Source organism: Pseudomonas sp. BF-RE-21 (assembly GCF_019947305.1).
GTDB lineage: Bacteria > Pseudomonadota > Gammaproteobacteria > Pseudomonadales > Pseudomonadaceae > Aquipseudomonas > Aquipseudomonas migulae.
Genome location: NZ_JAGYGF010000011.1, coordinates 15,579 through 40,138 on the forward strand (window position 1 = coordinate 15,579; position 24,560 = coordinate 40,138).

Annotated in this window: 24 protein-coding genes; 16 read left to right on the forward strand and 8 right to left on the reverse strand. The window is 60.2% G+C overall.

Going from position 1 to position 24,560, the window contains the following annotated elements:
• The first annotated feature begins 40 nt into the window (after window positions 1–40).
• From rfbB to KGB25_RS10505, 7 genes are read left to right on the forward strand one after another with little or no spacing between them, the layout of a single operon-like run.
• Window positions 41–1,123: a dTDP-glucose 4,6-dehydratase gene (gene rfbB / locus KGB25_RS10475; protein WP_008040110.1), complete on the forward strand. Its 1,083-nt coding sequence runs from the start codon at window positions 41–43 to the stop codon at window positions 1,121–1,123.
• Entirely contained in the window at window positions 1,120–1,992 is an 873-nt protein-coding gene (gene rfbA / locus KGB25_RS10480; RefSeq protein ID WP_008040111.1) for a glucose-1-phosphate thymidylyltransferase RfbA, read from the forward strand. Before rfbB ends, rfbA begins: the two co-directional genes overlap by 4 nt.
• Complete coding sequence (rfbC, locus tag KGB25_RS10485; protein WP_008040112.1) at window positions 1,992–2,537, forward strand: dTDP-4-dehydrorhamnose 3,5-epimerase; 546 nt, start codon at window positions 1,992–1,994, stop codon at window positions 2,535–2,537. Before rfbA ends, rfbC begins: the two co-directional genes overlap by 1 nt.
• 8 nt (window positions 2,538–2,545) lie before the next feature.
• A complete protein-coding gene (gene rfbD, locus KGB25_RS10490; RefSeq protein WP_032832527.1) occupies window positions 2,546–3,415 on the forward strand; it encodes a dTDP-4-dehydrorhamnose reductase in 870 nt (289 codons plus the stop codon).
• Window positions 3,416–3,451: 36 nt separating this feature from the next.
• Entirely contained in the window at window positions 3,452–5,260 is a 1,809-nt protein-coding gene (locus tag KGB25_RS10495; RefSeq protein ID WP_192226765.1) for an ATP-binding protein, read from the forward strand.
• A complete protein-coding gene (locus tag KGB25_RS10500) occupies window positions 5,257–6,642 on the forward strand; it encodes a sigma-54-dependent transcriptional regulator (RefSeq protein WP_207285595.1) in 1,386 nt (461 codons plus the stop codon). Before KGB25_RS10495 ends, KGB25_RS10500 begins: the two co-directional genes overlap by 4 nt.
• 40 nt (window positions 6,643–6,682) lie before the next feature.
• Window positions 6,683–7,138, forward strand: coding sequence for a thioesterase domain-containing protein (locus KGB25_RS10505; RefSeq protein WP_207285594.1), 456 nt, complete (start codon window positions 6,683–6,685; stop codon window positions 7,136–7,138).
• A 124-nt stretch (window positions 7,139–7,262) separates the two neighbouring features.
• Here KGB25_RS10505 and cysQ read toward each other — a convergent pair whose 3' ends face one another.
• Both cysQ and nudE read right to left on the reverse strand, forming a co-directional pair.
• Window positions 7,263–8,090 carry a 3'(2'),5'-bisphosphate nucleotidase CysQ gene (gene cysQ, locus KGB25_RS10510; RefSeq protein ID WP_223434909.1) on the reverse strand — a complete coding sequence of 276 codons (828 nt, stop codon included), beginning with the start codon at window positions 8,088–8,090 and terminating at the stop codon, window positions 7,263–7,265.
• Window positions 8,087–8,653, reverse strand: a complete 567-nt coding sequence (gene nudE / locus KGB25_RS10515) for an ADP compounds hydrolase NudE (protein ID WP_223434910.1) — start codon at window positions 8,651–8,653, stop codon at window positions 8,087–8,089. The genes cysQ and nudE overlap by 4 nt, the downstream gene beginning before the upstream one ends.
• A gap of 90 nt (window positions 8,654–8,743) precedes the next feature.
• Between nudE and yrfG the strand changes: the two genes are divergently transcribed.
• Window positions 8,744–9,406 carry a GMP/IMP nucleotidase gene (gene yrfG, locus KGB25_RS10520; RefSeq protein WP_223434911.1) on the forward strand — a complete coding sequence of 221 codons (663 nt, stop codon included), beginning with the start codon at window positions 8,744–8,746 and terminating at the stop codon, window positions 9,404–9,406.
• A 124-nt stretch (window positions 9,407–9,530) separates the two neighbouring features.
• Here yrfG and lysM read toward each other — a convergent pair whose 3' ends face one another.
• Window positions 9,531–9,971 (reverse strand): peptidoglycan-binding protein LysM, encoded by a 441-nt coding sequence (lysM, locus tag KGB25_RS10525; RefSeq protein WP_223434912.1) that lies wholly within the window; start codon window positions 9,969–9,971, stop codon window positions 9,531–9,533.
• Window positions 9,972–10,106: 135 nt separating this feature from the next.
• Here lysM and KGB25_RS10530 point away from each other — a divergent pair, with 135 nt between their 5' ends.
• The 4 genes from KGB25_RS10530 to KGB25_RS10545 all read left to right on the forward strand — a co-directional run bounded on the left by KGB25_RS10530 (window position 10,107) and on the right by KGB25_RS10545 (window position 15,111).
• The gene (locus KGB25_RS10530; RefSeq protein ID WP_008025038.1) at window positions 10,107–10,994 is read left to right on the forward strand and encodes a LysR family transcriptional regulator; all 888 of its coding nucleotides are present in this window, start codon (window positions 10,107–10,109) and stop codon (window positions 10,992–10,994) included.
• A 95-nt stretch (window positions 10,995–11,089) separates the two neighbouring features.
• Window positions 11,090–11,929 (forward strand): formate dehydrogenase accessory sulfurtransferase FdhD, encoded by an 840-nt coding sequence (fdhD, locus tag KGB25_RS10535; RefSeq protein WP_192417229.1) that lies wholly within the window; start codon window positions 11,090–11,092, stop codon window positions 11,927–11,929.
• On the forward strand, window positions 11,926–14,274 hold the full coding sequence (locus KGB25_RS10540; RefSeq protein WP_223434913.1) for an FdhF/YdeP family oxidoreductase: 2,349 nt from the start codon (window positions 11,926–11,928) through the stop codon (window positions 14,272–14,274). The genes fdhD and KGB25_RS10540 overlap by 4 nt, the downstream gene beginning before the upstream one ends.
• Before the next feature lie 351 nt (window positions 14,275–14,625).
• Complete coding sequence (locus tag KGB25_RS10545; protein ID WP_008025043.1) at window positions 14,626–15,111, forward strand: glycine zipper domain-containing protein; 486 nt, start codon at window positions 14,626–14,628, stop codon at window positions 15,109–15,111.
• Window positions 15,112–15,181: 70 nt separating this feature from the next.
• On the opposite strand, the gene KGB25_RS10550 is transcribed toward KGB25_RS10545, so the two are convergent.
• From KGB25_RS10550 to KGB25_RS10565, 4 genes are all read right to left on the reverse strand, one after another.
• Window positions 15,182–15,601 carry an acyl-CoA thioesterase gene (locus tag KGB25_RS10550; RefSeq protein ID WP_207285588.1) on the reverse strand — a complete coding sequence of 140 codons (420 nt, stop codon included), beginning with the start codon at window positions 15,599–15,601 and terminating at the stop codon, window positions 15,182–15,184.
• A gap of 135 nt (window positions 15,602–15,736) precedes the next feature.
• Window positions 15,737–16,963: a 3-hydroxyacyl-CoA dehydrogenase gene (locus tag KGB25_RS10555; protein WP_223434914.1), complete on the reverse strand. Its 1,227-nt coding sequence runs from the start codon at window positions 16,961–16,963 to the stop codon at window positions 15,737–15,739.
• Window positions 16,964–17,191: 228 nt separating this feature from the next.
• Complete coding sequence (locus KGB25_RS10560; RefSeq protein WP_223434915.1) at window positions 17,192–19,126, reverse strand: ATP-dependent DNA helicase RecQ; 1,935 nt, start codon at window positions 19,124–19,126, stop codon at window positions 17,192–17,194.
• Window positions 19,127–19,413: 287 nt separating this feature from the next.
• Window positions 19,414–19,917 carry a hypothetical protein gene (locus KGB25_RS10565; RefSeq protein WP_008040133.1) on the reverse strand — a complete coding sequence of 168 codons (504 nt, stop codon included), beginning with the start codon at window positions 19,915–19,917 and terminating at the stop codon, window positions 19,414–19,416.
• A 298-nt stretch (window positions 19,918–20,215) separates the two neighbouring features.
• On the opposite strand from KGB25_RS10565, the gene KGB25_RS10570 reads away from it, so the two are divergent.
• The 4 genes from KGB25_RS10570 to KGB25_RS10585 all read left to right on the forward strand — a co-directional run bounded on the left by KGB25_RS10570 (window position 20,216) and on the right by KGB25_RS10585 (window position 22,681).
• Window positions 20,216–20,491, forward strand: a complete 276-nt coding sequence (locus KGB25_RS10570) for a hypothetical protein (RefSeq protein ID WP_008025051.1) — start codon at window positions 20,216–20,218, stop codon at window positions 20,489–20,491.
• Window positions 20,492–20,912: 421 nt separating this feature from the next.
• Entirely contained in the window at window positions 20,913–21,209 is a 297-nt protein-coding gene (locus KGB25_RS10575; RefSeq protein ID WP_008025053.1) for a hypothetical protein, read from the forward strand.
• Window positions 21,210–21,429: 220 nt separating this feature from the next.
• Complete coding sequence (locus KGB25_RS10580; protein WP_223434916.1) at window positions 21,430–21,783, forward strand: DUF1493 family protein; 354 nt, start codon at window positions 21,430–21,432, stop codon at window positions 21,781–21,783.
• A gap of 43 nt (window positions 21,784–21,826) precedes the next feature.
• The gene (locus KGB25_RS10585; protein WP_223434946.1) at window positions 21,827–22,681 is read left to right on the forward strand and encodes an EamA family transporter; all 855 of its coding nucleotides are present in this window, start codon (window positions 21,827–21,829) and stop codon (window positions 22,679–22,681) included.
• Window positions 22,682–22,885: 204 nt separating this feature from the next.
• Here the strand turns inward: KGB25_RS10585 and KGB25_RS10590 are convergent, their stop codons facing one another.
• Window positions 22,886–24,427 (reverse strand): phosphoenolpyruvate carboxykinase, encoded by a 1,542-nt coding sequence (locus tag KGB25_RS10590; protein WP_008025058.1) that lies wholly within the window; start codon window positions 24,425–24,427, stop codon window positions 22,886–22,888.
• Window positions 24,428–24,560 lie beyond the last annotated feature (133 nt).

The following is a 24,560-nucleotide window of genomic DNA, read 5'->3' on the forward strand; positions in this document are numbered from 1 at the left end:
TCTTCGCTATATCGTCTGACGGAAAAAAAGGCTGGCCCACATGCGTATTCTTATCACCGGCGGCGCCGGTTTCATCGGCTCTGCCCTGGTTCGCCAGCTGATTCGGCACACCGAGCATGAAGTGCTCAACCTGGACAAACTGACCTATGCGGGCAATCTCGAATCGCTGACCAGCATTGCCACCGACACTCGCTACGAGTTCGTGCAGGCCGATATTGTCGACCAAGCCACCGTGAGCGCCGTACTGACACGTTTCCAGCCACACGCCATCATGCACCTGGCGGCTGAGTCCCATGTCGACCGCTCCATCGATGGGCCTTCGGACTTCATTCAAACCAATATCGTCGGCACCTACAGCCTGCTGGAAGCCACTCGCGCCTACTGGCACACGCTGGCCGAGCCGGAAAAAAGCGCCTTCCGCTTCCACCATATCTCCACCGACGAAGTCTACGGCGACCTGCACGGTGTCGATGATCTGTTCACCGAAACGACTTCGTACGCGCCAAGCTCGCCGTACTCCGCCAGCAAAGCGGCCTCGGACCACCTCGTCCGCGCATGGCAGCGCACCTACGGGCTGCCGGTATTGCTGACCAACTGCTCGAACAACTATGGCCCGTTCCACTTCCCCGAAAAATTGATTCCGCTGGTGATTCTCAACGCGCTGGCCGGCAAACCGCTGCCGGTCTACGGAAACGGCCTGCAGATCCGCGACTGGCTGTTCGTCGAGGATCACGCACGAGCGTTGCTCAAAGTAGTCACCGAAGGTGTCGTCGGCGAGACGTACAACATTGGCGGACACAACGAACAGACGAACATCGACGTGGTGCGCAGCATCTGTGCCCTGCTCGAAGAACTTGCCCCGGTCAAACCAGCCGGTGTTACCCGATATGCCGACTTGATCACCTTCGTCCAGGACCGCCCCGGGCACGATCTGCGTTACGCGATCGATGCCGGAAAAATCGAGCGCGACCTGGGTTGGGTGCCGGAAGAGACCTTCGAAACCGGCCTGCGCAAAACCGTTCAGTGGTATCTGGAAAACCTGGAATGGTGCCGCCGCGTTCAAGATGGCAGTTATCAGGGTGAACGACTAGGCTCCACCGATATCAAGGAGTTACTCGCATGATGAAAGGAATTGTGTTGGCTGGAGGGTCGGGCACGCGCCTGCACCCGATCACGCTAGGCGTTTCCAAACAGCTGTTGCCGATCTACGACAAGCCGATGATCTACTACCCGATCTCGGTGTTGATGCTGGCTGGCATCAAGGAAATCCTGGTGATTTCCACCCCGCAGGATCTGCCGCAGTACCGCAACCTGCTGGGTGACGGCAGTCAGTTCGGCGTCCATTTCAGCTACGCCGAACAGCCTACGCCGGATGGCCTGGCCCAGGCGTTCCTGATTGGTGAGGAATTCATCGGCGACGACCCGGTGTGCCTGATCCTCGGTGACAACATCTTCCATGGTCAGCACTTCGGTGGCCAGTTGCAAAGAGCGGCGCAGCAAACCAGCGGCGCGACGGTATTCGGCTATTGGGTCAAGGACCCGGAGCGCTTTGGCGTGATCGACTTCGACGCAGAAGGCCGCGCCATCTCGATCGAAGAAAAACCGCTCAAGCCAAAGTCCAGCTATGCGGTCACCGGGCTGTATTTCTACGATAACGACGTTATCCGCATTGCCAAGGCCGTCAAACCGTCACCGCGCGGCGAGCTGGAAATCACCGATGTGAACAACGCCTATCTGCAACGCGGCAAACTTCAGGTCGAGCGCTTTACCCGCGGTTTCGCCTGGCTCGACACCGGCACTCACGACAGCCTGCTTGAAGCGTCGCAATACGTGCAAACCATCGAACACCGCCAGGGACTGAAAGTGGCCTGTCTCGAAGAAATTGCCTACATGAATGGCTGGATCGATCGCGAGCACTTGCTTGAGCGAGCGAAGTATTTCGGCAAGACCGGTTATGGCCAGTATCTCTATACGATTGCCGGAGAAGCGTAATGAAAGTCACCCCCACCCAGTTACCAGGTGTGCTGATTATCGAGCCGAAGGTCTTTGGTGACGAACGTGGGTTTTTCTATGAAAGCTTCAATGTCCGTGAGTTTGAAAACGCCACCGGCCTCAAGAAAGCGTTCGTTCAAGACAACCACTCGCGTTCGCGAAAAGGCGTGCTGCGTGGCATGCACTATCAGGTGCAACACACCCAGGGCAAGCTGGTTCGGGTGACTGCGGGGGAAGTACTCGATGTGGCCCTTGATGTCCGCCGCAGTTCGCCAAACTTCGGACGCTGGGCCAGTGTGCGTTTGTCCGCACAGAACAATCGTCAGTTGTGGATACCGGAAGGCTTCGCCCATGGCTTCCTGGTACTCAGCGAGTACGCCGAGTTTCTCTACAAAACCACCGACTATTACGACCCGGCGTCAGATCGCTGCATTCGCTGGGACGATCCGACACTGGCCATCGACTGGGAACTGGAAGAAGCGCCTCAACTGTCAGAAAAGGACCAACACGGTAAAAGCTGGCAGGAATCTGAACTGCTTCCATGAAAATCCCTTTGCGAATTCTCATCATTGGCCAGCACGGCCAGGTCGCCCGCGAACTGCAGCGTCGCTTGAGTGCGGCTGATGAACTCATGGTGCTGGGGCGCGATCAACTCGATCTGGCTCAACCGGAACAGATTCGCCAACAGGTCCGGCTCGCTCATCCCGACCTGATCATTAACGCCGCCGCTCACACGGCGGTCGATCGGGCAGAAAGCGAACCTGAGCTGGCGTTCGCCATCAACGCGACGGGCCCGGGAATTCTGGCCGAAGAAGCACTGGCCCTGGGCATCCCGCTGATTCACTACTCCACCGATTATGTGTTCGACGGCAGCAAGGGCGAGCCTTACAACGAAGCCGACGCGCCCAAGCCGCTGGGGGTCTACGGCCAGAGCAAACTGGCTGGCGAACAAGCCATCACGGCGGTGGGAGGCATGCATCTGATTCTGCGGACCAGCTGGGTCTACTCGGCCAGTGGCAGCAATTTCCTGCTGACGATGCAGCGTCTGCTGCAAGAAAAACCCGAGTTGCGCATCGTTGCCGATCAGATCGGCGCGCCCACCTGGGCCGGCACGATCGCCAACAGCACCCTCGCGCTGATCGAGCGCTGGCAGGCCGGTGAGCGGGGCGCCTGGGGCACTTATCACCTGACCGCTCAAGGTGAAACCTCATGGTTCGGTTTCGCCCAGGCCATTGGTGAAGCGCTGCGCAAACAGGGCAAGCCTTGCGCGCACCTGTTGCCCATCCCTTCCAGCGATTACCCGACGCCTGCCGCCCGACCGTTGAACTCGCGCCTCGATTGCAGTCGCCTGCTCCGCGAATGGGGCGTCAGTCAGCCAGACTGGCAAACCGCGCTGCGCGAGTGTCTTGCCGGGCAAGCCTAGGCATAATGCGCCTGTACCCTCAGGCGCCTGATGCTCATGACTCCGACCCTCCCCCGCAGACCCCGTTGGCGTAGCCTCGCCCTGCTGGCGCTGTGCCTGGCGCCGTTGCTGTGGCCGCTGGAGCATCTGGCCGAGCGTTACTACCGCAGCGAACTGGCCGGGCAGAACCGGCAGACCCTCGACCTGTACGTCGCCAACCTGCTGGGCACCCTGCACCGTTATGAAGTGCTGCCGCAGATCCTCGGCGACCTGCCGGCCCTGCGCGCCACGCTCGGGGCCCCCGACGACGGTGTGACCCAAGGCAATGCCAACCGCCTGCTGAAGAACATCAGCGCGCAGACCGGTGCCGAAGTCATGTACCTGATGGACACCACCGGCAAGACCCTTGCGGCGTCCAACTGGGACAAACACGACAGCTTCGTCGGCCGGAATTTTTCGTTTCGCCCCTACTTCAGCGAAGCCATGGCCGGGCGTCTCGGGCGGTTTTTCGGGCTGGGCACCACCTCGGCCAAACGCGGTTACTTCTTTGCGGCGGCCGTGCGTGACGGCGAAAAAATCCTCGGCGTGTTGGTGGTCAAGGTCGACCTGGACCACACCGAAAGCCTTTGGGGTAAAACTCCGGAACAACTGCTGGTCACCGACCACAACGGCGTGGTCATCCTCACCTCGCGGGCAGAATGGCGATTCCGCGCGACCCGGCCACTGGGCGAGGGCGAGCGCGAGGCAATCACCGCGATTCAACCCTATCCGACCCGCGACCCGAAACCGTTGAATCTCAATCCTGACGCCTGGCTGACCCAGACCCGGCAGATCGACGAAACCGGCTGGAGCGTCAGCATTCTTGCACCGCGCACTTTGATTGATCGCCCGGTGCGCACGGTGGTCGCCATCGGCGGCGCGACGCTGCTGGTGTTGATGCTGCTGCTCGGTCTGATGATGCAACGGCGCCGTCACTACCTCGAACGGATCGCCTTCGAAGCCAAGGCCCGGCGCGAACTGGAAGGCCGGGTCGCTGAGCGAACCAGCGACCTCGAGGGCCTGAACCGCCGACTGAAACAGGAAGTGCTGGAGCGCGAACACGCCCAGCAGGAACTGGTACGCGCCCAGGATGACCTGGTGCAGGCCGGCAAGTTGTCGGCGCTCGGGACCATGTCGGCAAGCATCAGCCATGAACTGAATCAACCGCTGGCTGCCATCCGCAGCTACGCGGAAAACGCCGAAGTGCTGCTTGATCATCAGCGCACCGACGATGCGCGCGGCAACCTCAAACTGATCAGCGAACTGACCGGGCGCATGGCTTCGATCATCGCGCACCTGCGCGCCTTTGCCCGGCGTGATCGCCACGCGCCGGAAAGCGTCGCGTTGCAACCGGCGCTCGACGACGCGCTGGCGCTGCTGGCCAAGCGTCGGCGGAGCATGGAAGTCGAGCTGATCCGCGATTTGCCCGCCGCCACGCTGTGGGTCGAGGCCGGGGAAACCCGTCTGCGCCAAGTGCTCGGCAACCTGCTGGCCAACGCACTGGACGCGCTGACGGAAAAAGGCCCGCCGCGTAAACTCTGGTTGAGTGCCCAATCCACCGCCGACGGCGTCAATCTGTACATTCGCGACAACGGCCCCGGCTTTTGCATGGAAGCTCTTGGCCGCGCCAGCGAGCCCTTCTACACCACCAAGACCCGCACCCAGGGGCTCGGTCTGGGGCTGGCGATTTGCGAAACCCTGATGCGCGCCTTCGGCGGTGAACTGTCGTTCGCCAACCACAAGGAAGGCGGCGCCCTGATTACCCTGAAACTGCGCGCAGGCGCACCGGGCGTGAGCCTGCAACCGTCCGAGGACCGAAGTGCATGACCATCGACAACCGCATCCAGGTCGTGCTGATCGACGATGATCCCCATCTGCGCCAGGCCCTGAGCCAGACGCTGGATCTGGCCGGCCTGAAAATCCTGCCGCTCGCCGAAGCCAAGGGCCTGGCCGGGCAACTGGAACGCGACTGGCCGGGCGTGGTGGTCAGCGATATCCGCATGCCCGGCATGGACGGTCTCGAACTGCTGACCGAACTGCACGCCCAGGACCCGGAGCTGCCGGTGCTGCTGATCACCGGTCACGGCGACGTACCGCTGGCGGTGCAAGCCATGCGCGCTGGCGCTTACGACTTTCTGGAAAAACCCTTCGCCAGCGACGCCTTGCTCGACAGCGTGCGCCGCGCGTTGGCCCTGCGCCGACTGGTGCTGGACAACCGCAGCTTGCGTCTGGCCCTCAGCGACCGCAATGAACTGAGCACAAGGCTGGTCGGGCAATCGGCGCCAATGCTGCGTCTGCGCGAGCAGATCGGCGCACTGGCGGCGACCAAGGCCGATGTACTGATCCTCGGCGAAACCGGCGCCGGCAAAGAAGTCGTGGCGCGGGCGCTGCACGATTTGTCGAACCGGCGTAACGGCCCGTTCGTGGCGATCAACGCCGGGGCTCTGGCCGAATCCGTGGTGGAAAGCGAGTTGTTCGGTCACGAGCCGGGCGCGTTTACCGGTGCGCAGAAGCGCCGTATCGGCAAGTTCGAATTCGCCAGCGGCGGCACGGTTTTCCTCGATGAAATCGAAAGCATGAGCCTGGACGTGCAGGTGAAATTGCTGCGCTTGCTGCAAGAACGTGTAGTCGAGCGTCTGGGCGGCAATCAGTTGATCCCGCTGGACATCCGCATCATCGCCGCGACCAAGGAAGACCTGCGCCAGGCCGCCGATCAGGGCCGCTTCCGCGCCGACTTGTATTACCGCCTGAACGTCGCCCCGCTGCGCATTCCGCCGCTGCGCGAACGCGGTGAAGATGCGCTGATGCTGTTCCAGCACTTCGCCGATGAAGCCAGTGCTCGCCATGGCTTGCCACCCCACGAACTGCAACCGGGGCAACGGGCGCTGCTGCTGCGTCACACCTGGCCGGGCAACGTGCGGGAGTTGCAAAACGCCGCCGAGCGTTTTGCCCTGGGCCTCGAACTGGCGCTGGACAACAACGCGCCGGATGGCACGGCGGGCACAACGGTTGAAGCGGTCAGCGGTGGCTTGAGCGAGCAGGTGGAAAACTTCGAGAAAACGCTGATTGCCGCCGAACTGGCGCGCTCTCACAGCTCGGTGCGCAGCCTCGCCGAAGCCCTCGGCATTCCGCGCAAAACCTTGCACGACAAACTGCGCAAGCACGGACTGAATTTCGCCGACCACCACCCGAGCGACGAACTCGATTGATCGACCGTCAAACCGTCCTCTTCAAACAAAAGGCCCCGTCATGAACCGCGACAGTCGTCACCTGGAATCAGTCCTCCATCGCGACATTCCCCTGACGCAAGCCATGGGCATCAAAGTGCTCGACTGGCACGACCAGCAACTGCGCCTGCACTTGCCGCTGGAGGCCAACGTCAATCACAAGAGCACCATGTTCGGCGGCAGTCTGTACTGCGGCGCGGTACTCGCGGGTTGGGGCTGGCTGCATTTGCGTTTGCGCGAAGAAGGGATTGAAGACGGGCACATCGTGATTCACGAAGGGCAAATCAGCTATCCGCTGCCAGTGACCATGGACGCGATCGCGATTTGCCAGGCGCCGAGTGCGGCGGTGTGGAAGAAGTTTCTGGCGATGTATCAGCGCTATGGAAGAGCGCGGTTGACGCTGCATTCGCGGATTGTGAATGCCGATAGCGATGAAGACGCCGTGAGGTTTGCCGGGCAGTACGTCCTGCATCGGTAAATCGGAACGCCACAAAACCTGTGGGAGCGAGCCTGCTCGCGATGGCGGCCGTCCAGCCAACATCGTAGTTGCCTGACCCGCCGCCATCGCCGGCAAGCCGGTCTCGCTCCCACAAAGAAAGGTCTTAGCCGCGTGCCAGTTCCAGCAACTTTTCACGCCAGGCAGCCTTTGCAGGCAGCGCCAGGAAAAACTCGTTCCGCAAAGACTCCCGCGCCGGATAGCTGAACGGCACGCCACTCAACTCCAGCACTTCACCGCCCGCCCCTTCCAGCACACCCTGGGCCGCCGCCGTATCCCACTGCGAAGTCGGCGCCAGACGCGGGTAACAATCCGCCGCCCCTTCCGCCAACAAACAAAACTTCAGCGAACTGCCGATGTTGGCCAGTTGCAGCTCACCCAAGCTGTCGCTCAACCCGGCGAGCAAGCGCTCTTGCTCAGGGCTCGAATGCCGACGGCTGGCGACGACCGTGAAGGCCTCGCCCGGGGCGGGTACGGTGCGAACCTGAATCGGCAGCGGCTCGGCGTCCTTATCACCACGCCACGCGCCCAGACCGGCACCACCGACGTAGAAACGCCCATTGGTCGGCATCGACACCACGCCAAACACCACGCGCCCCTGCTCGATCAACGCAATGTTGACGGTAAATTCTTCGCTGCCGGAGATGAATTCCTTGGTGCCGTCCAGCGGATCCACCAGCCACCAGCGCTGCCAGCCGGCACGCACGCTCTGCGGGATGTTGGCATCTTCTTCGGACAACACCGGGATGCTCGGGTCCAGCGCGGTCAGCCCGGCCAGAATCAGATGATGAGCGGCCAGGTCGGCAGCGGTGACCGGTGAATCGTCGGCCTTGGCGGTCACGGTCGTGCCGGTGCGCCAGAACGGCAGGATCGCATCGCCAGCCTTCAATGTCAGTTCAATCACCGGCGCCATCAATGGATGAGGGAAAATCATGGCAGGAACACTCCGCGCTGGGTCAGCAAATCTCGGGTCAGGTACAGCGCCGCCAAGGCACGGCCCTCGGTGAATTTCGGGTTCTGGGCCAGGGCCGACAGCTCTCGCAGGTTGATCTTGTCCACGCGCATCGGTTCAGGCTCGTCGCCTTCAAGCCGTTCTTCGTACAGTTCGGTGGCCAACACCACCTGAATCTTCTGGCTCATGTAGCCCGGCGACAAGGACAGCTCGGTCAGGTGTTCCAGTTGCCGCGCGCCATACCCGGCTTCTTCCTTGAGCTCACGCTCGGCCGCCGCCAGCACGTCTTCACCCGGCTCGATCAAGCCTTTGGGCAGCGACATCTCGTATTCATCGGTGCCGCCGCAATATTCCTCGACCAGCACCGCGTGATCTGCGTCGAGCATCGCCACAATCATCACCGCGCCATACCCGGCGCCTTTGCCGACCAGCCGCTCATAGGTGCGCTCCACGCCATTGGAAAAGCGCAATTTCAGCTCTTCGACGCAGAACAAGCGACTGGTGGCGACAATCTCGCGGGCGAGGATGGTGGGTTTCTGGCGCATGAAAAGCTCCTTGGCGTGAACGCGTTACTATACCCGGCCTATCCTGATTGTTGACCTCGGATATCTCTTTTACCGCTGGAGAAGTTTTTTATGTCCCTGCTGCCCTGGCGAGACATCGACACCGTTCTGCTCGATATGGACGGCACGCTGCTGGACCTGCACTTCGACAACCATTTCTGGCTGGAACACCTGCCCCAGCGTTACGCCGAATTGCACGGGGTGAGCCGGGCCATGGCCGAGATGGAATTGCAGCCGCTGTTTGAACGCCATGCCGGTCAGTTGCAGTGGTATTGCCTGGATTTCTGGAGCGCCGAACTGAAGCTGCCTGTGCGCGAGCTGAAACTGGAAACCGCACACCTGATTGCGTTGCGCCCGGACGCGGATACGTTCCTTGCGGCGATCAAGCAGGCCGGCAAGCGGGTGGTGATGATCACCAATGCACATCGGGATTCGCTGTCACTGAAACTGGAACGAATTGAACTGGCGCCGTATTTCGAGCGGTTGATCAGCTCGCATGATTACGGTTTTCCCAAAGAGAATCCGCAATTCTGGCAGGCATTGCAGGCGGATATCGGGTTTGATCCGGCGCGCAGTCTGTTTATCGACGATACGTTGTCGATCCTGCGCAGTGCGCGGGATTTTGGGGTCGCGCATCTGTTGGCGGTGAAGGAGCCGGACAGCCGCAAGGGGCCAAAGGACACGGCGGAGTTTGCGGCGGTGGTTGATTATCGAGAGTTGATTGCGGGGCTTTAGACCGAGTCGCCTGCATCGCCGGCAAGCCGGCTCCTACAGGTTTTGTGTCGTTCACAAATAATGCGTACGACTCAATCCTGTAGGAGCCGGCTTGCCGGCGATAGCCATCACACGGTCTTAAACCTTACTCAGGAATCCGCAACGACTGCCCCGGATAAATCTTGTTCACATCCTTGAGCATCGGCTTGTTGGCTTCGAAGATTTTTTGATACTTGTTGGCATCGCCATACACACGCAAGGAAATCGCGCTAAGGGTGTCGCCCTTCACAACCGTGACAAATTTCGCGGCGACGACCGCAGGCCCGGTCACCGTAATCTGATCATCCACGCTGCCGACACCGGCGATATTGCCCACCGCCAGCAGGATTTTTTCTTTCTCTTCCTGGCTCGCCACCTCACCGGTCACCGTGACTTTGTCGCCATCTACCGTCGCCTGCACATTCGGATTGCCCAGGCCGACCTTGCTGATGTGTTCCTTCAACTGCTCGCTGGCATTGGCGTTACCCGGCGTCAGCAAATCGATAAGCTTTTCGCCTGCTTCCTTCACAAAGCTAAAAATACTCATGGTGCACTCTCCTTGGTTTTTGGTTCCAGACGCAAAAGCCTAGACCAAGGTTGCAACACCCGGTTCCTACCCGACCAATGACGCCGCTTGCCCCCAGGCGCTAGAATCCCGACCTTCCCGCGCCCTGGAGCGAAGATGGACATCAAGCAGCTGAAATTCCTCATCGCCCTCGACGAAACCCGGCATTTCGGCCAGGCCGCTGCACGTTGTCACGTCACTCAGCCGACCCTGTCCATGCGCTTGCGCAGCCTTGAAGAAGAACTCGAATTGCCGTTGGTCAACCGTGGCCAGCGCTTCGAAGGCTTCACCGCGCCGGGCGAGCGGGTGCTGGCGTGGGCGCGAACGGTGCTCGCGGCCTACGACGGCTTGCAGGCCGAAGCCGCCGCCTGTCGCGGTAACCTGGTCGGTACGCTGCGTCTGGGCGTGGTGCCGTTGTCGAGTTTCGACCCGCTGCCGCTGCTGCAACGCTTGCACGGCGAACACCCGAACCTGCGCTTCGAACTCTCGGCGCTGAGCTCCGAGCAGATCCTCGAACAACTGGCGAACAATCGCCTGGATCTTGGCGTGTCGTACCTGGAGCGTCTGGACGCCGAACGTTTCGATTCCCTGGCGTTCAGCGAAACGCGCATGGGCCTGCTCTACGACCAGCGCTTCTTCACGTTCGGCGAGGCGCCGCTGAGCTGGGAGTCGCTGATCGAACTGCCGCTGGGCATGCTCACCAGCGGCATGCATTTCCGCCAGTCCATCGACCACAATTTCCACAGTCGCGGCCTTACTCCGCAGCCGTTGTTGCAAACCGATGCCGTGCATCAACTGTTACAAGCTGTTCATGGCGGGTTGTGTTGCGCCGTGATGCCGCTCGAAGGCGGCTTGGAAAACCTCACAGACCATCTGCGCCTGCAACCGATCGAAAACGCCCAGACCCTCGGCCGGCTGGGGCTGATCATGCGGCGCAGCGCACCGCGCTCGGCGTTGGCGGAGGCCTGTTTCGCGATTTATCAACAATCAATGACAAGCTCTTGATCGACGCCATCTATCGGCAGATCAGTAATAGCGATTAGACGCGACAACTTGTCGCGCATAGGCTTAAAGCTGACTAAACCGTCGGTGATGCCCCCATGAACGCCAAGCGTCCTGTTTGCGCGGCGCCAGCCCTCGAAACGCCCGCGCCCGCCGCCAGCCAAACGTACAGTTACAGCGATTTTCAATACACCGAATCGGCCAGCACCGCGCTCGCCGAGGAAGTTGCGTTGGCGATTGCCTATAACGGTATCAGTCAGGCAGTGATGCTGGTGACGCCGACGGACCTGGAAGACTTCATCGTCGGTTTCAGCCTCGGCAGCGGCATCATCGAAGACGCCTCCGACATTTATGACCTGCAACTGAGCGGTTCGGGATCGGCGCAGTACGCGCAAGTAACCATCGCCAACCGCGCCTTCTGGAACCTCAAGCAGCAACGTCGGCAACTGGCCGGCACCAGCGGTTGCGGCCTCTGCGGCGTGGAAGCGGTCGAACAAGCCTTGCCGGACCTCAAAGTGTTGCCCGGTGCGCCATTGCCGCCCGCCGAATGGCTCGACGGTTTGCGCCAGCGTATCGGCGCGTTCCAGCCGCTCGGCCAGCATTGCGGCGCGGTGCATGCGGCGGTGTTCATGAACGCTCATGGCGAATTGCTGCTGGGCCGCGAGGACATTGGCCGGCACAACGCACTCGACAAGCTGATTGGCGGGCTGATCCGGCAAAAGATCCCGACCACTGGCGGCCTGGCGATTGTCACCAGTCGTTGCAGCCTCGAATTGATCCAGAAAGTACTGCGCGCAGGCATCCAGACCCTGGTCAGCCTGTCGTCGCCCACGGGCCTTGCCGTGCAATGGGCCCGTCGTCACAACCTGAACCTTATCCATCTGCCACAGAAGAATGCGCCGCGGGTCTACAGCCCGGCTTTGGAGAATCAAGCGTGAGTCAACACCGTCAAGCCGACCAGAAACCCGTCCCCCGCTACAAGCCCTACAAGGGCCCAGCCGGTGGCTGGGGCGCACTGATCAGCGTCGCCCAGGCCTGGTTGACCAGCGACAACGCGCTGAAAAACCTGCGCATCATGCTCAAGACCAACCAGAACGGCGGCTTCGACTGCCCGGGTTGTGCCTGGGGCGATTCGCCGGAAAAGGGCATGGTGATGTTCTGCGAGAACGGCGCCAAAGCGGTGAACTGGGAAGCGACCAAACGGGCCGTCAACCCGGCATTCTTCGCCAAACACAGCGTCACCTCGCTGCTGGAACAAAGCGATTACTGGCTCGAATATCAGGGGCGCCTGACCGAGCCGATGCGCTACAACGCCGAAACCGATCGCTACCAACCGATCAGCTGGGATGACGCCTTCACCCTGATCGCCAAACATCTGCGCAGTTTGTCGAGCCCGGACCAAGCCGAGTTCTACACCTCGGGACGTGCCAGCAACGAAGCGGCGTTTCTCTATCAGTTGTTCGTGCGCGCCTATGGCACCAATAATTTCCCCGACTGTTCGAACATGTGCCACGAGGCCAGCGGTGTCGCGTTGGCGCAGAGCGTTGGCGTCGGTAAAGGCACCGTGACCTTCGACGACTTCGAACACGCCGACGCGATTTTCGTCTGGGGCCAGAACCCCGGCACCAACCACCCACGGATGCTCGAGCCGCTGCGTGAAGCCGTGAAACGTGGCGCGCAAGTGGTGTGCATCAACCCGCTCAAAGAACGCGGCCTGGAACGTTTCCAGCACCCGCAACACCCGATCGAAATGCTCACCAACGGCGACAAACCGACCAACACCGCCTATTTCCGTCCGGCCTTGGGCGGCGACATGGCGGTACTGCGCGGCATGGCGAAATTCCTGCTGCAATGGGAGCGCGACGCGCAGAAAGCCGGTGAGCCTGCCGTGTTCGACCACGACTTCCTCAATGAACACAGTGTCAACGTGCTGGAGTACCTGGGTACCGTCGACGATACGCCGTGGGAGCAGATCGTCGAGCAGTCCGGCCTGACCCTCGTGGAAATCGAGCAAGCGGCGCGCATGTATGCCAAAGGCAAGAATGTGATCATGTGCTGGGCGATGGGTATCACCCAACATCGCCATTCGGTCGCGACCATCCAGGAAATCGCCAACCTGATGCTGCTGCGCGGCAACATTGGCCGCCCCGGCGCCGGCCTGTGCCCGGTGCGTGGCCACAGCAACGTGCAGGGCGACCGCACGATGGGCATCAACGAGCGTCCGCCGGTGGCGTTCCTCGATTCCCTGGAGCGTCGCTTCCAGTTCAAAGTGCCGCGCGAAAACGGTCATAACGTGGTCGAGGCGATTCATGCCATGGCCGAAGGTCGTGCAAAAGTCTTCATCGCTCTGGGCGGTAACTTCGCCCAGGCCACTCCGGACAGCACGCGTACCTTCCAGGCTCTGAGCAACTGCGACCTGACCGTACAGATCAGCACCAAGCTCAACCGCAGCCATTTGGCTCACGGCAAGGAAGCACTGATCCTGCCGTGCCTGGGCCGCACCGACATCGATATCCAGACCGAAGGCCCGCAAGCGGTGACCGTGGAAGATTCGTTCAGCATGGTCCACGCCTCCAACGGCCAGTTGCAGGCGCTGTCGAACCAGATGCGCTCCGAGCCTGCGATCATCGCCGGTATCGCCGCCGCGACCCTGGGCAGCAAACCGGTGGACTGGAACTGGCTGGTGGCCGATTACTCGCGCATCCGTGACCTGATTGCCGATACGATTCCGGGCTTCAAGGACTTCAACGAGAAGATCAAGAATCCGGGCGGCTTCTACCTCGGCAACAGTGCCGGTTCCCGCCGCTGGAACACCGCGTCGGGCCGGGCGAATTTCCGTGCGAACGTCCTGCCCAAGGACCTGGTGCACGAGCGCACGCGCTCCACAGGCGTGTTGCCGGACCTGATCATGCAGTCGATGCGCTCCCACGATCAGTACAACACCACCATTTATGGCCTCGACGACCGTTATCGCGGCGTGAAAGGTCAGCGTGATGTGTTGTTTGTGAACGAGGCGGATATTATTCGACTGGGGTTCAAACCGGGGCAGAAGGCTGACATCGTTTCGATCTGGGATGATGGCCGTGAGCGTCGGGTGAAAGGCTTCACACTGCTGGCGTTTGATATTCCTGCGGGGCAAGCGGCGGCGTACTACCCGGAAGTGAATCCGCTGGTGCCGCTGGAGAGCACTGGGGATGGCAGCCATACGCCGACGTCGAAGTTTGTGGCGATCCGGTTGGAAGCGGCGAGTGAGATCGGGTTGATTTTGGCGAAGTCTGCTTAACGCGGTAGCAGGTCTGGCCTCTTCGCGAGCAAGCCTCGCTCCTACAGATCAGTAGTGATCTCACGGTCACGGCAAAACCTGTAGGAGCGAGGCTTGCCCGCGAAGGCATCCGACACGACTACACCTGTATCCGCACCGCCCGATTACTTTCCAATCGCCCACAAAAAAGGCCGTTTTTTCACAAAAACGGCCATTCCGAAGTAACTAAAGACCGGCGAAAAACACTTAAGTTCCAGCTAAAAAACAGTAACTTATAGAAATGTGCTGAAGTCGTGTTACTCGTCGGATTTCGATTGTCAGCCTTACGACACAGCCTCAGGATCGCGCCGTCATCCCCTTGAGGTTCCTCAAATGAAGTTCTCCTCGATTCTCTTGTTGTCCCTTGGCCTGGTCAGTGGCTTCGCTTCTGCCGGAGGCACCACCGAAGCAGGTGTGGGCGGCGCATTGGGCGGGGTTTTGGGCTCGGTCGTCGGTCAATCGCTAGGCGGCAACACAGGTTCAACCATTGGCGCGGCCCTGGGCGGCGCGGGTGGTAGCGCAGTCGGCGCAGACAAACGCAGCCGTGGCGAAGCGGCCATTGGCGGTGCGTTGGGCGCAGCAGGCGGTAACGTGGTCGGCCGCAGCATGGGCGGCACCACCGGCAGCCTGATCGGCTCCGCAGCAGGCGGCGGCGCCGGTGGCGCGCTGGGTAACTACATGGGCAACAAAAGCGATGATGATGACGATGATCGTCGTTCCTATCGCGGTCATGGTGATCGTCGCTATTACCGGGATGACCATCCGGGTCGCGGCCATGCTTATGGCCACCGCAAGCACAAACATCGCTATCACGACTGAGGCTTGAATCGCCTCGTTTACCGGTAGATCAAAAAAATCGCAGCCCAAGGGCTGCGATTTTTTTTGCCCCTCAAACCGCCAATCGCTCCAGCGCACCGCGCAACCCGGCAGGAATCGCCACGGGCTGATTCGACACCCGATCCACAAACACATGCACGAAACGCCCCGCGGCGCAGGCTTCGTCTTCACCGGCCTTGAACACCGCCAATTCGTATTGCACCGAACTGTTGCCCAACTTGCCAACGCGCAAACCGATCTCGATCCGGTCGGGGAAAGCGATTGAAGCAAAATAATCGCAAGCCGAACTCACCACAAAACCCACGACTTCGCCGTCATGAATATCCAGGCCGCCGACTTCGATCAGGTAGGTGTTCACCGCCGTGTCGAAGAAACTGTAGTAGGTGACGTTGTTGACGTGACCGTAGGCATCGTTGTCGTGCCAGCGCGTGGTGATGGGCTGGAAGTGCGGGTAGTCGGTGCGTTGGGGCATCAGCGTCGGTTCCTGAAGTTGGATGGCCAGTAGACCGTGTCGCTATCATCGCTGGCAAGCCAGCTCCTACAGGATAGCGAGGACCTTGTAGGAGCTGGCTTGCCAGCGATGGCGCCACCACGGTCAATACACCACTTACCGATCAGCAAACCCCTTGCCCACCACCGCCAACTCCCCAATCAACCGCGCCGGCTGCCAGTGGTCACCCTGTTTGGTTTCCAGCTGCAGTAGCCGCTGATGAATATCCGCCAACCCCTGCTGATCCGCCCAGGTCATCGGCCCGCCCTTGTCCGCTGGGAAGCCATAACCGTTGAGGTACACCAGATCGATGTCATGCGCCGACGCCGCAATCCCTTCCTGAAGAATCTTCGCCCCCTCGTTGACCAGTGCCAGCAAGCAGCGCTCCAGAATCTCCTCAGGCCCGATCTCGCGACGCTGGAAACCCAATCCTTCGCTGACCTTCAGCACCAGCGCATCCACCTGCACATCGTGCTCAGCCTGGCGACTGCCCGCTTCGTAGTGGTAATAGCCGTTGCCACTCTTCTGCCCGAAACGGCCCAGTTCGCACAGACGGTTATCCACTTGAACCTGCGGCGCATCCTGCCCCTTGCCCGCCAGCTCCCGAGCCCGCCATTCGAGGTCGATACCAACCACGTCGTACATGCGGAACGGCCCCATGGCGAAACCGAACCCCTGCAACGCCGCATCCACCTGATAGGGATAAGCGCCTTCAAGCAGCATCTTGCGTGCTTCCAACACGTAGGTTTTGAGCATGCGGTTGCCAATGAAACCCTCGCAGTTGCCCGACACCACGCTGACCTTGCCCATGCGCTTGCCCAGGTCCAGCGCGGCTTCCAGCACCGCCGGTGAAGTCTGTGCGCCACGAACGATTTCCAGCAGTTTCATGATGTGCGCCGGGCTGAAGAAGTGCAGGCCCAGGACTTGTTTCGGGCGGCGGGTGGCGGCAGCAATGGCGTCGATATCCAGCGCCGACGTGTTGCTGGCCAATATGGCTTCGGGCTTGAGCAGGCCATCCAGCTCGCGGAAGATTCTCTGCTTGAGCTCGAGGTTTTCGTAAACCGCCTCGATCACCAGATCGACCTCGCGGATCGCTGCGTAATCGGCAGCCGCCGTGACCCGTGCAATGCGCGCATCCGCTTCAGCCTGATCAATCCGTCCCTGCCGCACGTTGTGCGCGTAGGTCTCAGCCACGCTGGCCAGTGCCTGCTCAAGCATCTGCGGATTGTTATCGACCCACTGCACCGGCACCCCGGCATTGGCCAGGCACATGACAATGCCACGGCCCATGGTGCCCGCACCGATGACGGCAGCGCGCTGAATGTTGAACGGTGTCTGGCTCATGGTTGTTCTCTTGTTGGCGATCCAAAGACAGACCCCACCATAGTCAGCCACCCGGCTTTTTTGAAATTTATTCCTGTGATGGGGGACATTCAGCGGATGGATGCACGTCCGCCAGACACTGACATCCCTGTAGGAGCAAGCTTGCTCGCGATGAGGCCATCACCTTCAACATCAATGTTGAATGTAAATCCGCCATCGCCAGCAAGCCGGCTCCTACAGGGGTACTGTTCAGCCTGAGAGATGTTGCTCAACCCAAGTCCGTACTTCGCCATACGGATACTCTTCCAGCACCGCAAACCCCGGAATCGACCGAGCCTTGAGCTTGGTGAACAGCGGCACACTGATCCCGCACAGAAACCGCGTCACCCGCTCAGCGGGAGGAACGCTGCCGGTGTGCTGCTCGTGCCTGTGGATAAAACCACCACACAGCGCCTCGAAGTTTTTATCCACAAGCGCCGGCAACTCCGGCGGTGCGGGCAGCCGCGCCACGTGCCCGTGACACACCGAACAATGCCCGCACTGCTGCGGCGAGTTTTCGTCACCGAAGTATTCGGCCAGGCGATTACCCAGGCAGTGGTCAGTGGCGAACAGGTCCAGCATGGCGTGAATCCGCGCAATCTCGGTGCGTTCGTGCCGGGTGAAACAATCATGCAGTTCGGCACTCAGCGCCTGAATATCGAACTCCGTTTGCAGCAGGCTGTAGACCTCGGTCATCTGCTTGCTTTCCAGCTCGACCCAACCCTTTTCCTGGAAGTAATCCAACGCCTTGACCACCCGATTGCGCTCGGCTTGATGCTGCTCGTACAGCGCATCGAAATTCACCGTCGCCCAGGTCCGCGCGCGGCTGGAGGTCTGGATGATGGCCGCGACGAAATCCTTGCGCTCGCCCTCGAAGCGGGCGAGCAAGTCTTCCGGCTCCAGCAAATACTTGAAGCGATATTCAGCGTAATAGGCGTAACGCGGGGCGATGATCCCGCGCAGCTCCAATTGCACCAGCAAGGTCTTGAGCGGCAACTGGCGAATGTTGCTCTGATCGGCCAACGGCCCTAGCAGAAACTCCCAATGCCCCTCGGGTGCGGCGGCTTGCAATTCGTCGAGCACATGACGGATGCCTTCCAGCTCCGGCGTGTCGCCGTAGACGAAATTTTCCAGCACGTTGAGGCTGTCGCGGTTGGCCAGTACCAGGCAGTCCGATGGCTGACCGTCACGCCCGGCGCGACCGATTTCCTGGCTGTAGTTTTCGATGGATTTGGGCAGGTCGAAATGCACCACGTTGCGGATGTCGCTCTTGTCGATGCCCATGCCGAAGGCGATGGTGGCGACGATGCAATTGGACTGGCCGCCCATGAATCGTTTCTGAATGGCTTCGCGTTGTTCGTGGGGCAAGCCGGCGTGATAGGCCTCGGCCTGAATACCGTTGCGATCCAAGTGTTCGGCGATGTGTTCAGCGGTTTTCTGCAGCGTGACGTAGACGATGCTCGGCTGGTTGGGACGCTCGCTCATCCATTCGACCAAGCGTCGGCGTTTGTCCTGACCACGCACCGGTTCCACCAACAAGTTGAGGTTCGGCCGGTAGAAACCGGTGGTCACCACGTCTTCCGACGCAATGGCGAATTTCGCCTCCATGTCGGCGATCACTTTCGGGGTCGCGGTGGCGGTCAGCAACAGCGCTTGAGGAATGTTGAACTGACGCTGGTAATCCGGGAGTTTGAGGTAGTCGGGGCGGAAGTTATGGCCCCACTCCGAGATGCAATGCGCCTCGTCCACCACCAGCAGCGAGATGGGCACTTGCTGCAAGAAATTGCGGAAGCGCTCGTTCTTCAGGCGCTCCACGGAAATCATCAGAATCTTCAATTCGCCGGACTTGGCGCGAGCCATCACGTCACCGGCGTCATCGCGGCTTTGAGCCGAATCGATACTGCCTGCCGAAATGCCATGGCGCTGCAGAAACGCCAATTGATCCTGCATCAACGCGAGCAGCGGCGAGACCACCAGCGTCAGGTGCGGCAGTAACACCGCCGACATCTGGTAACACAGGGACTTGCCTGAACCCGTGGGGAAAATCGCCGCCGCCGAGCGCCCGGCCATCACCGCGCTGACCACCGCCTCCTGGCCGGGTCGAAACTGTGGATAACCGAAAACCTGTTCCAGGGTGTTGTGCATAAGCTGTCACTCCGTTGACCGCTGCGAAGCCCAAAGCCTAGCCGGTGATCGCAGCGAGTCGAGAAAAGGTCGGGGGCAAAAACGATACGGGATGATACAGCGGATAACGCGGGGGGGATGGCGGGGCTTGAGGAATATGGCGACCGGTAGATCGCCATCGCTGGCAAGCCAGCTCCTACAGTTGAGCTTCGGCGGACAGCGATTTTATAGGCGCACCTGCCCCTTGTAGGAGCTGGCTTGCCAGCGATGAGGCCTGCGGCCTCACCAAAAAATCATGGTTGATCCCTTCAGGGCACCAACACCGCCACCCGCAGCTGCTCATTCAACATCTGCTCATGAAACACCTGGCTCTTGCTCGCCCACACCGCATGGGCCGGGCTGATTTCGCCGGTGAACGCCGCCGCCAACTGACGCAAATCAGCGACGCTTCGTACACGCGGGCAGAACGGTTCGCCGTCGCAGTTCTGACTGGCGTTGCGGTAGGTGGTCAGCAACCGATCCCACAACCCGTCACGCACTTGTCGCACAGACTTGAGCTTCAATGCCTGCACACCCAGACGCTGTTTCAGCCCCTGCTCGTCCAGCGACTCGCTGGCCAGCAACGCCTTGCCGAACATCAACACCTCAGCGCGGGACGCGGTGTCCATGTTCGCCTGCGTGGTGAGGGCGTCCGGCCAACCGGTGCGGGCCATGTTGGCCAACATCATCGAACTGCCAGCGTCGGCCGCGCCCGTCAAACGACAAACACCCGCCCACAACAACAAAACCGAGGCCATACGTAGCCACTGCATACCTAATTCCCTTTAAGTGCCTAACCAGGCATTTTCGAAATGCCCTACAGATTCTGGCGCGCACCATACAGAGGTTTACTGCGTCGCGCCTGATAAACACGTAGGAAATTTCACCAGTAGGGGTTTCGGTGAAAAAAACCTCGGGAAACGCGTAGGGCCAATACCCGAAGACCAGTAAATCCCCTACACATTCTGTCGATTGCGGCTGTATTGCCGCAGCCCGCCGTCCCCTTCATAGTTTTCGGCGCGGCTGAAACAGTGTGTCGGCCTGCCCGACTTCCCAAAGGACTGCCCCTCGATGCAAGATCGCTACCGCCCCCTCAAAAGCAGCTACAGCGACACCCCGGTCCTGGTCATCGACACCGAGGCCGACCCACACGAAATCCTCGACGCCGCCCGCCAACGCATCCACGCCGCCAGCGACCTGCTCGAAACCCTGTATTGCCTGTGCTTCAAACAGGCCGACGCAAGCGACATTCCCAACATCGTCAACGCCCTCTACCTGCTGACCCAGGACGGCAACGAACTCCTCGACATCGCCCGCCAACGCCTCCCAAAACTCACCGCCGGCTAATGCCCACCACCCCTTCTGTAGGAGCGAGGCTCGCCCGCGAAGAACGATAACGCGGTGTACCTGACTAAAAATTTCGGCTGGGGATAACTCCGTAGGCAACGCCCTATCAAAGCTTCCTCCCGGTCCTACAACACAAGACACCTTGTCGCCTATCGCCAACCGGTGGCTCGAATCTATAGTCGGACTGTCGCTGCCAATTCAGCGACTCAGGTTTGGTCACCTGAATTTGAGAGAAAACTTATGCATGCCCTTGTATGCTGCCGACTTCTTTTGTGTCGGCACGCTTTATGGCGGCTGTGTTTGGGACGCTTCTGCGTACCCGGGTTTTCTCTCCCTGGTTGACCAACCTGAACACAGTCCGCCACCCATCGTTTGGTCACGATAGTGGCGGGTCTTCAGCTACATAAAAGAGAAAATTCAAATGAATACCTGGAACCCGCTCACCGATCGCTACCGCCCACTCCAAACCAACCTCACCGATTCCCCACCCCTGATCATCGACACAGAAGCCAACCCGCAAGACATCCTCGAAGCCGCCCTCCAGCGCATCCGAGCCTCCAGCGAACTGCTCCGAACCCTGCACTGCCAAAGCTTCGAGCAAGGCGATCTAGAAGATATCCCCCACATCACCCACGCGCTCTACCTCCTGACCCAGGATGGCTGCGACCTACTCAAAGTCGCCCAACAACGCATGATGGGCTGGAAAGCGCCTGCCTGACGCTAAGCGCTAATAGGTAAGCCGCCCCCTTGTGGGAGCCGGCTTGCCTGCGCCTTGCAGGATTCGATACGTCACCAGAGGACCTCGTCACTCCACTTCCTGCGCGAGAGAAAGTGCTCGCCAAATACCGGGAAGACAATCCGTCACAATCTGCTCCTGCCCTTCCCACCACACCTGACGACCAATAAGATCCGCCCAAGCCCAACCGGACGCCCCCCGAATGAACCTCGCCTCCAACTTCCCCGACGACCAAACCATGCACCTGCTCATGCAGCTGCTGCACGAGGAACTCGGCCTGCCCGAACGCAAAACCATCAGCCTCACCACCTCGATCAACTTCGACCTGGGCTGCGACGGTGCCGATGCTCAAAACCTGATGGAAACACTGGAAGAACAGTTCGCCATCGACCTCATCGATTACGACGCCTATCGCTACTTCCAACCCGAAGGCTACGATGTCTTCCTCAAACGCAGGGCCAAGGGGCGTGGCGACAAAGTCCCGCTTACCATCGGCATGCTCTACCAGGCCATTAAGGCCCGACGCTGGGACACTCAGACGCTGGAAGGCTTCTAACGTCCGCAGCACACACCTATAAGGACATAGCGTGGACGTACTGATGGGTTTACTCGCCGCCTTACTGTGGGGCGGCACGGATTTTCTGGTGGGTTTGAATGCCCGCGCAGTGGGCGTCAAACGCGCGGTGTATTTCGGTCAGGCGCTGGGGTTCAGCATCATGAGCCTGCTGTTGATTGCCTTCCCCGCGTTCATCCTCAAATCGATGTCGGCGTCACTCACTGTCTGGCTGTTCGGCATTGTCGCCGCCGTGCTGACGGTGTCTGGTGCCCTCGCGTTGTCCAAAGCCTTTGCCCTCGGCAAAGCGTCCATCGTTGCGCCGCTGGTAACTTCTTATGGCGTTGTGACGACGTTGCTGTCTTGGGCCGGAGGTGAGCAGATCAGCCTGATTCAGCTGCTTTGCATTGCTCTGTGCGTGATCGGGGTGATTCTCTCCAGCATTCATTCCGACTCGAAAATCCCACACACCACTCAAGCCAGCAGCTCGATTGCCTATGCGCTGCTGGCCGCCGTTTTTTACGGCACCAGTTTCTGGCTGCAAGGCCACTTCGTGCTTCCGGTCCTTGGTCCGGTAACGATGCTTTGGCTCGCCTATCTGGTTGGTCTGATCGTGCTGGTGGTTATCGTCCTGAGGATTGAGGACGGACTGAAAATTCCACCGTTGAAAAACTGCATGACGCTGACCGGCGCCAGCTTGATGAACCTGGGTGGGTTTTCTTCTTTCGCCTGGGGCGCGGTGGCAGGATCGGTTTCGGTGGTGACCGTGATCAGTACGTTGTCCGGAGGAATCGCGGCGATTCTGGGATACGTATTTTTCAAGGAAAGGCTGGCAAAGTTACAGGTGCTTGGCGTGGTTCTGGTGTTGGTGGGCGCGTTCGTTTTGCACCTGAAAACCTGAGCCACCCCCACAAAAAAGGCACCTTACGGAATCCAATACCTGTAGGAGCCAGCTTGCTGGCGATGGTGGTTAACGATAACGCGTGCTGTCTGGATAAACGCGGCGCACTTGGGTTTATCGCCAGTAAGCTGGCTCCTACAGGTAATGCGTTACCCACAAAAAAGCCGCCCCAAAGGGCGGCTTTTTCATTACATCAAACCAATCTTACAACTTCGGCCCAGCAGCCTTGATCGCGTCGCTCACTTCGAACTTCTTGAAGTTCTCAACAAACAACCCGGCCAGTGCTTTAGCCGCTTCATCGTAAGCAGCCTTGTCAGCCCAGGTGTTACGTGGGTTCAACAGGCCAGTTTCAACGCCCGGTACGGCCAGTGGCACGTCGAGGTTGATGGTGTCGAGGTGTTCGGTTTCAGCACCGATCAACGCGCCGCTCTGGATCGCTGCGATGACGCCGCGAGTGGTCGGGATGTTGAAGCGTTTGCCGACGCCGTAGCCGCCGCCGGTCCAGCCGGTGTTGACCAGGTAGACCTTGGAGCCGAAGCCGCGGATGCGCTTGATCAGCAGTTCTGCGTATTCGCCGGCCGGACGCGGGAAGAACGGTGCGCCGAAGCAGGTGGAGAAGGTCGACTTGATGCCGCTGCCGGAACCCATTTCGGTCGAGCCCACCAGTGCGGTGTAGCCGGACAGGAAGTGGTAGGCCGCTTGTTCTTCGCTGAGGATCGACACTGGTGGCAGTACGCCGGTCAGGTCGCAGGTCAGGAAGATCACAGCGTTTGGCTCGCCACCGAGGTTCTTCTCGGAACGCTTGGCAACGTGCTCCAGCGGGTAGGCGGCGCGGCTGTTCTGGGTCAGGCTGACATCGGCGTAGTCGGCGTGCTTGGCGTCGTCGATCACGACGTTTTCCAGGACTGCGCCGTGCTTGATGGCTTTCCAGATGACCGGCTCGTTCTTCTCGGACAGGTCGATGCACTTGGCATAGCAACCACCTTCGATGTTGAAGACAACGCCTTCGCCCCAGCCGTGTTCGTCGTCACCGATCAGGTAACGGCTTTCGTCGGCCGACAGGGTGGTTTTACCGGTGCCGGACAGGCCGAAGAACAGGGTCACGTCGCCCGCTTCGCCGATGTTGGCGGCGCAGTGCATCGGCAGTACGTCAGCGGCCGGCAGCAGGAAGTTCTGCACCGAGAACATCGCTTTCTTCATTTCACCGGCGTAACGCATGCCGGCGATCAGCACTTTCTTCTGTGCGAAGTTGATGATCACGCAACCGTCGGAGTTGGTGCCGTCACGCTCTGGCACGCATTCGAAGTTGGCAACGTTGAGCACTTGCCACTCAGCACGACCCGCCGGGTTGTACTGGGCCGGGTTGATGAACAGGCAACGACCGAACAGGTTCTGCCAGGCAGTCTGGGTGGTCATCTTCACGGCCAGGTAGTGATCTTCGGCCGCGCCTACATGCACGTGGGAAACGAAATGATCTTGCGCGTTGTTGAACGCCTCGACGCGAGCCCACAGGGCATCGAACTTGTCGGCCGGGAACTTGCGGTTGATCGGGCCCCAGGCGATAGCGGCCTGGGTGGTCGGCTCTTCAACGATGAAACGATCGACTGGCGAGCGACCGGTACGGTGACCGGTGCGAACAACCAGCGCGCCGGTATCGGCAAGCTCGCCTTCACCGCGATTCAGGGCTTCTTTAACCAGATCATCAACACTCAGATCGGTGTACACGGCGTTATTGGCTTGCGTCATGAGGTTCCCCGTCGGCCAGTGGCCGAGTGCTCCAAACGTTTTGTAGTAGAAAGTCGTGCACTACTACCGCGAAAAAAGTGGGCCGGATTATGCCAGAAACGCCCAAAAAAAGTAGGGCCCTCCCGTCGTAACG

What these genes read in the sequence shown, in the direction of transcription:
- rfbB (WP_008040110.1), top strand. Translation starts at nt 41, where the DNA reads ATGCGTATTCTTATCACCGGCGGCGCCGGTTTCATCGGCTCTGCCCTG.
- rfbA (WP_008040111.1), top strand. Translation starts at nt 1,120, where the DNA reads ATGATGAAAGGAATTGTGTTGGCTGGAGGGTCGGGCACGCGCCTGCAC.
- rfbC (WP_008040112.1), top strand. Translation starts at nt 1,992, where the DNA reads ATGAAAGTCACCCCCACCCAGTTACCAGGTGTGCTGATTATCGAGCCG.
- KGB25_RS10495 (WP_192226765.1), top strand. Translation starts at nt 3,452, where the DNA reads ATGACTCCGACCCTCCCCCGCAGACCCCGTTGGCGTAGCCTCGCCCTG.
- KGB25_RS10500 (WP_207285595.1), top strand. Translation starts at nt 5,257, where the DNA reads ATGACCATCGACAACCGCATCCAGGTCGTGCTGATCGACGATGATCCC.
- KGB25_RS10505 (WP_207285594.1), top strand. Translation starts at nt 6,683, where the DNA reads ATGAACCGCGACAGTCGTCACCTGGAATCAGTCCTCCATCGCGACATT.
- cysQ (WP_223434909.1), bottom strand. Translation starts at nt 8,090, where the DNA reads ATGATTTTCCCTCATCCATTGATGGCGCCGGTGATTGAACTGACATTG.
- nudE (WP_223434910.1), bottom strand. Translation starts at nt 8,653, where the DNA reads ATGCGCCAGAAACCCACCATCCTCGCCCGCGAGATTGTCGCCACCAGT.
- yrfG (WP_223434911.1), top strand. Translation starts at nt 8,744, where the DNA reads ATGTCCCTGCTGCCCTGGCGAGACATCGACACCGTTCTGCTCGATATG.
- lysM (WP_223434912.1), bottom strand. Translation starts at nt 9,971, where the DNA reads ATGAGTATTTTTAGCTTTGTGAAGGAAGCAGGCGAAAAGCTTATCGAT.
- KGB25_RS10530 (WP_008025038.1), top strand. Translation starts at nt 10,107, where the DNA reads ATGGACATCAAGCAGCTGAAATTCCTCATCGCCCTCGACGAAACCCGG.
- fdhD (WP_192417229.1), top strand. Translation starts at nt 11,090, where the DNA reads ATGAACGCCAAGCGTCCTGTTTGCGCGGCGCCAGCCCTCGAAACGCCC.
- KGB25_RS10545 (WP_008025043.1), top strand. Translation starts at nt 14,626, where the DNA reads ATGAAGTTCTCCTCGATTCTCTTGTTGTCCCTTGGCCTGGTCAGTGGC.
- KGB25_RS10550 (WP_207285588.1), bottom strand. Translation starts at nt 15,601, where the DNA reads ATGCCCCAACGCACCGACTACCCGCACTTCCAGCCCATCACCACGCGC.
- KGB25_RS10555 (WP_223434914.1), bottom strand. Translation starts at nt 16,963, where the DNA reads ATGAGCCAGACACCGTTCAACATTCAGCGCGCTGCCGTCATCGGTGCG.
- KGB25_RS10560 (WP_223434915.1), bottom strand. Translation starts at nt 19,126, where the DNA reads ATGCACAACACCCTGGAACAGGTTTTCGGTTATCCACAGTTTCGACCC.
- KGB25_RS10565 (WP_008040133.1), bottom strand. Translation starts at nt 19,917, where the DNA reads ATGCAGTGGCTACGTATGGCCTCGGTTTTGTTGTTGTGGGCGGGTGTT.
- KGB25_RS10570 (WP_008025051.1), top strand. Translation starts at nt 20,216, where the DNA reads ATGCAAGATCGCTACCGCCCCCTCAAAAGCAGCTACAGCGACACCCCG.
- KGB25_RS10575 (WP_008025053.1), top strand. Translation starts at nt 20,913, where the DNA reads ATGAATACCTGGAACCCGCTCACCGATCGCTACCGCCCACTCCAAACC.
- KGB25_RS10580 (WP_223434916.1), top strand. Translation starts at nt 21,430, where the DNA reads ATGAACCTCGCCTCCAACTTCCCCGACGACCAAACCATGCACCTGCTC.
- KGB25_RS10585 (WP_223434946.1), top strand. Translation starts at nt 21,827, where the DNA reads ATGGGTTTACTCGCCGCCTTACTGTGGGGCGGCACGGATTTTCTGGTG.
- KGB25_RS10590 (WP_008025058.1), bottom strand. Translation starts at nt 24,427, where the DNA reads ATGACGCAAGCCAATAACGCCGTGTACACCGATCTGAGTGTTGATGAT.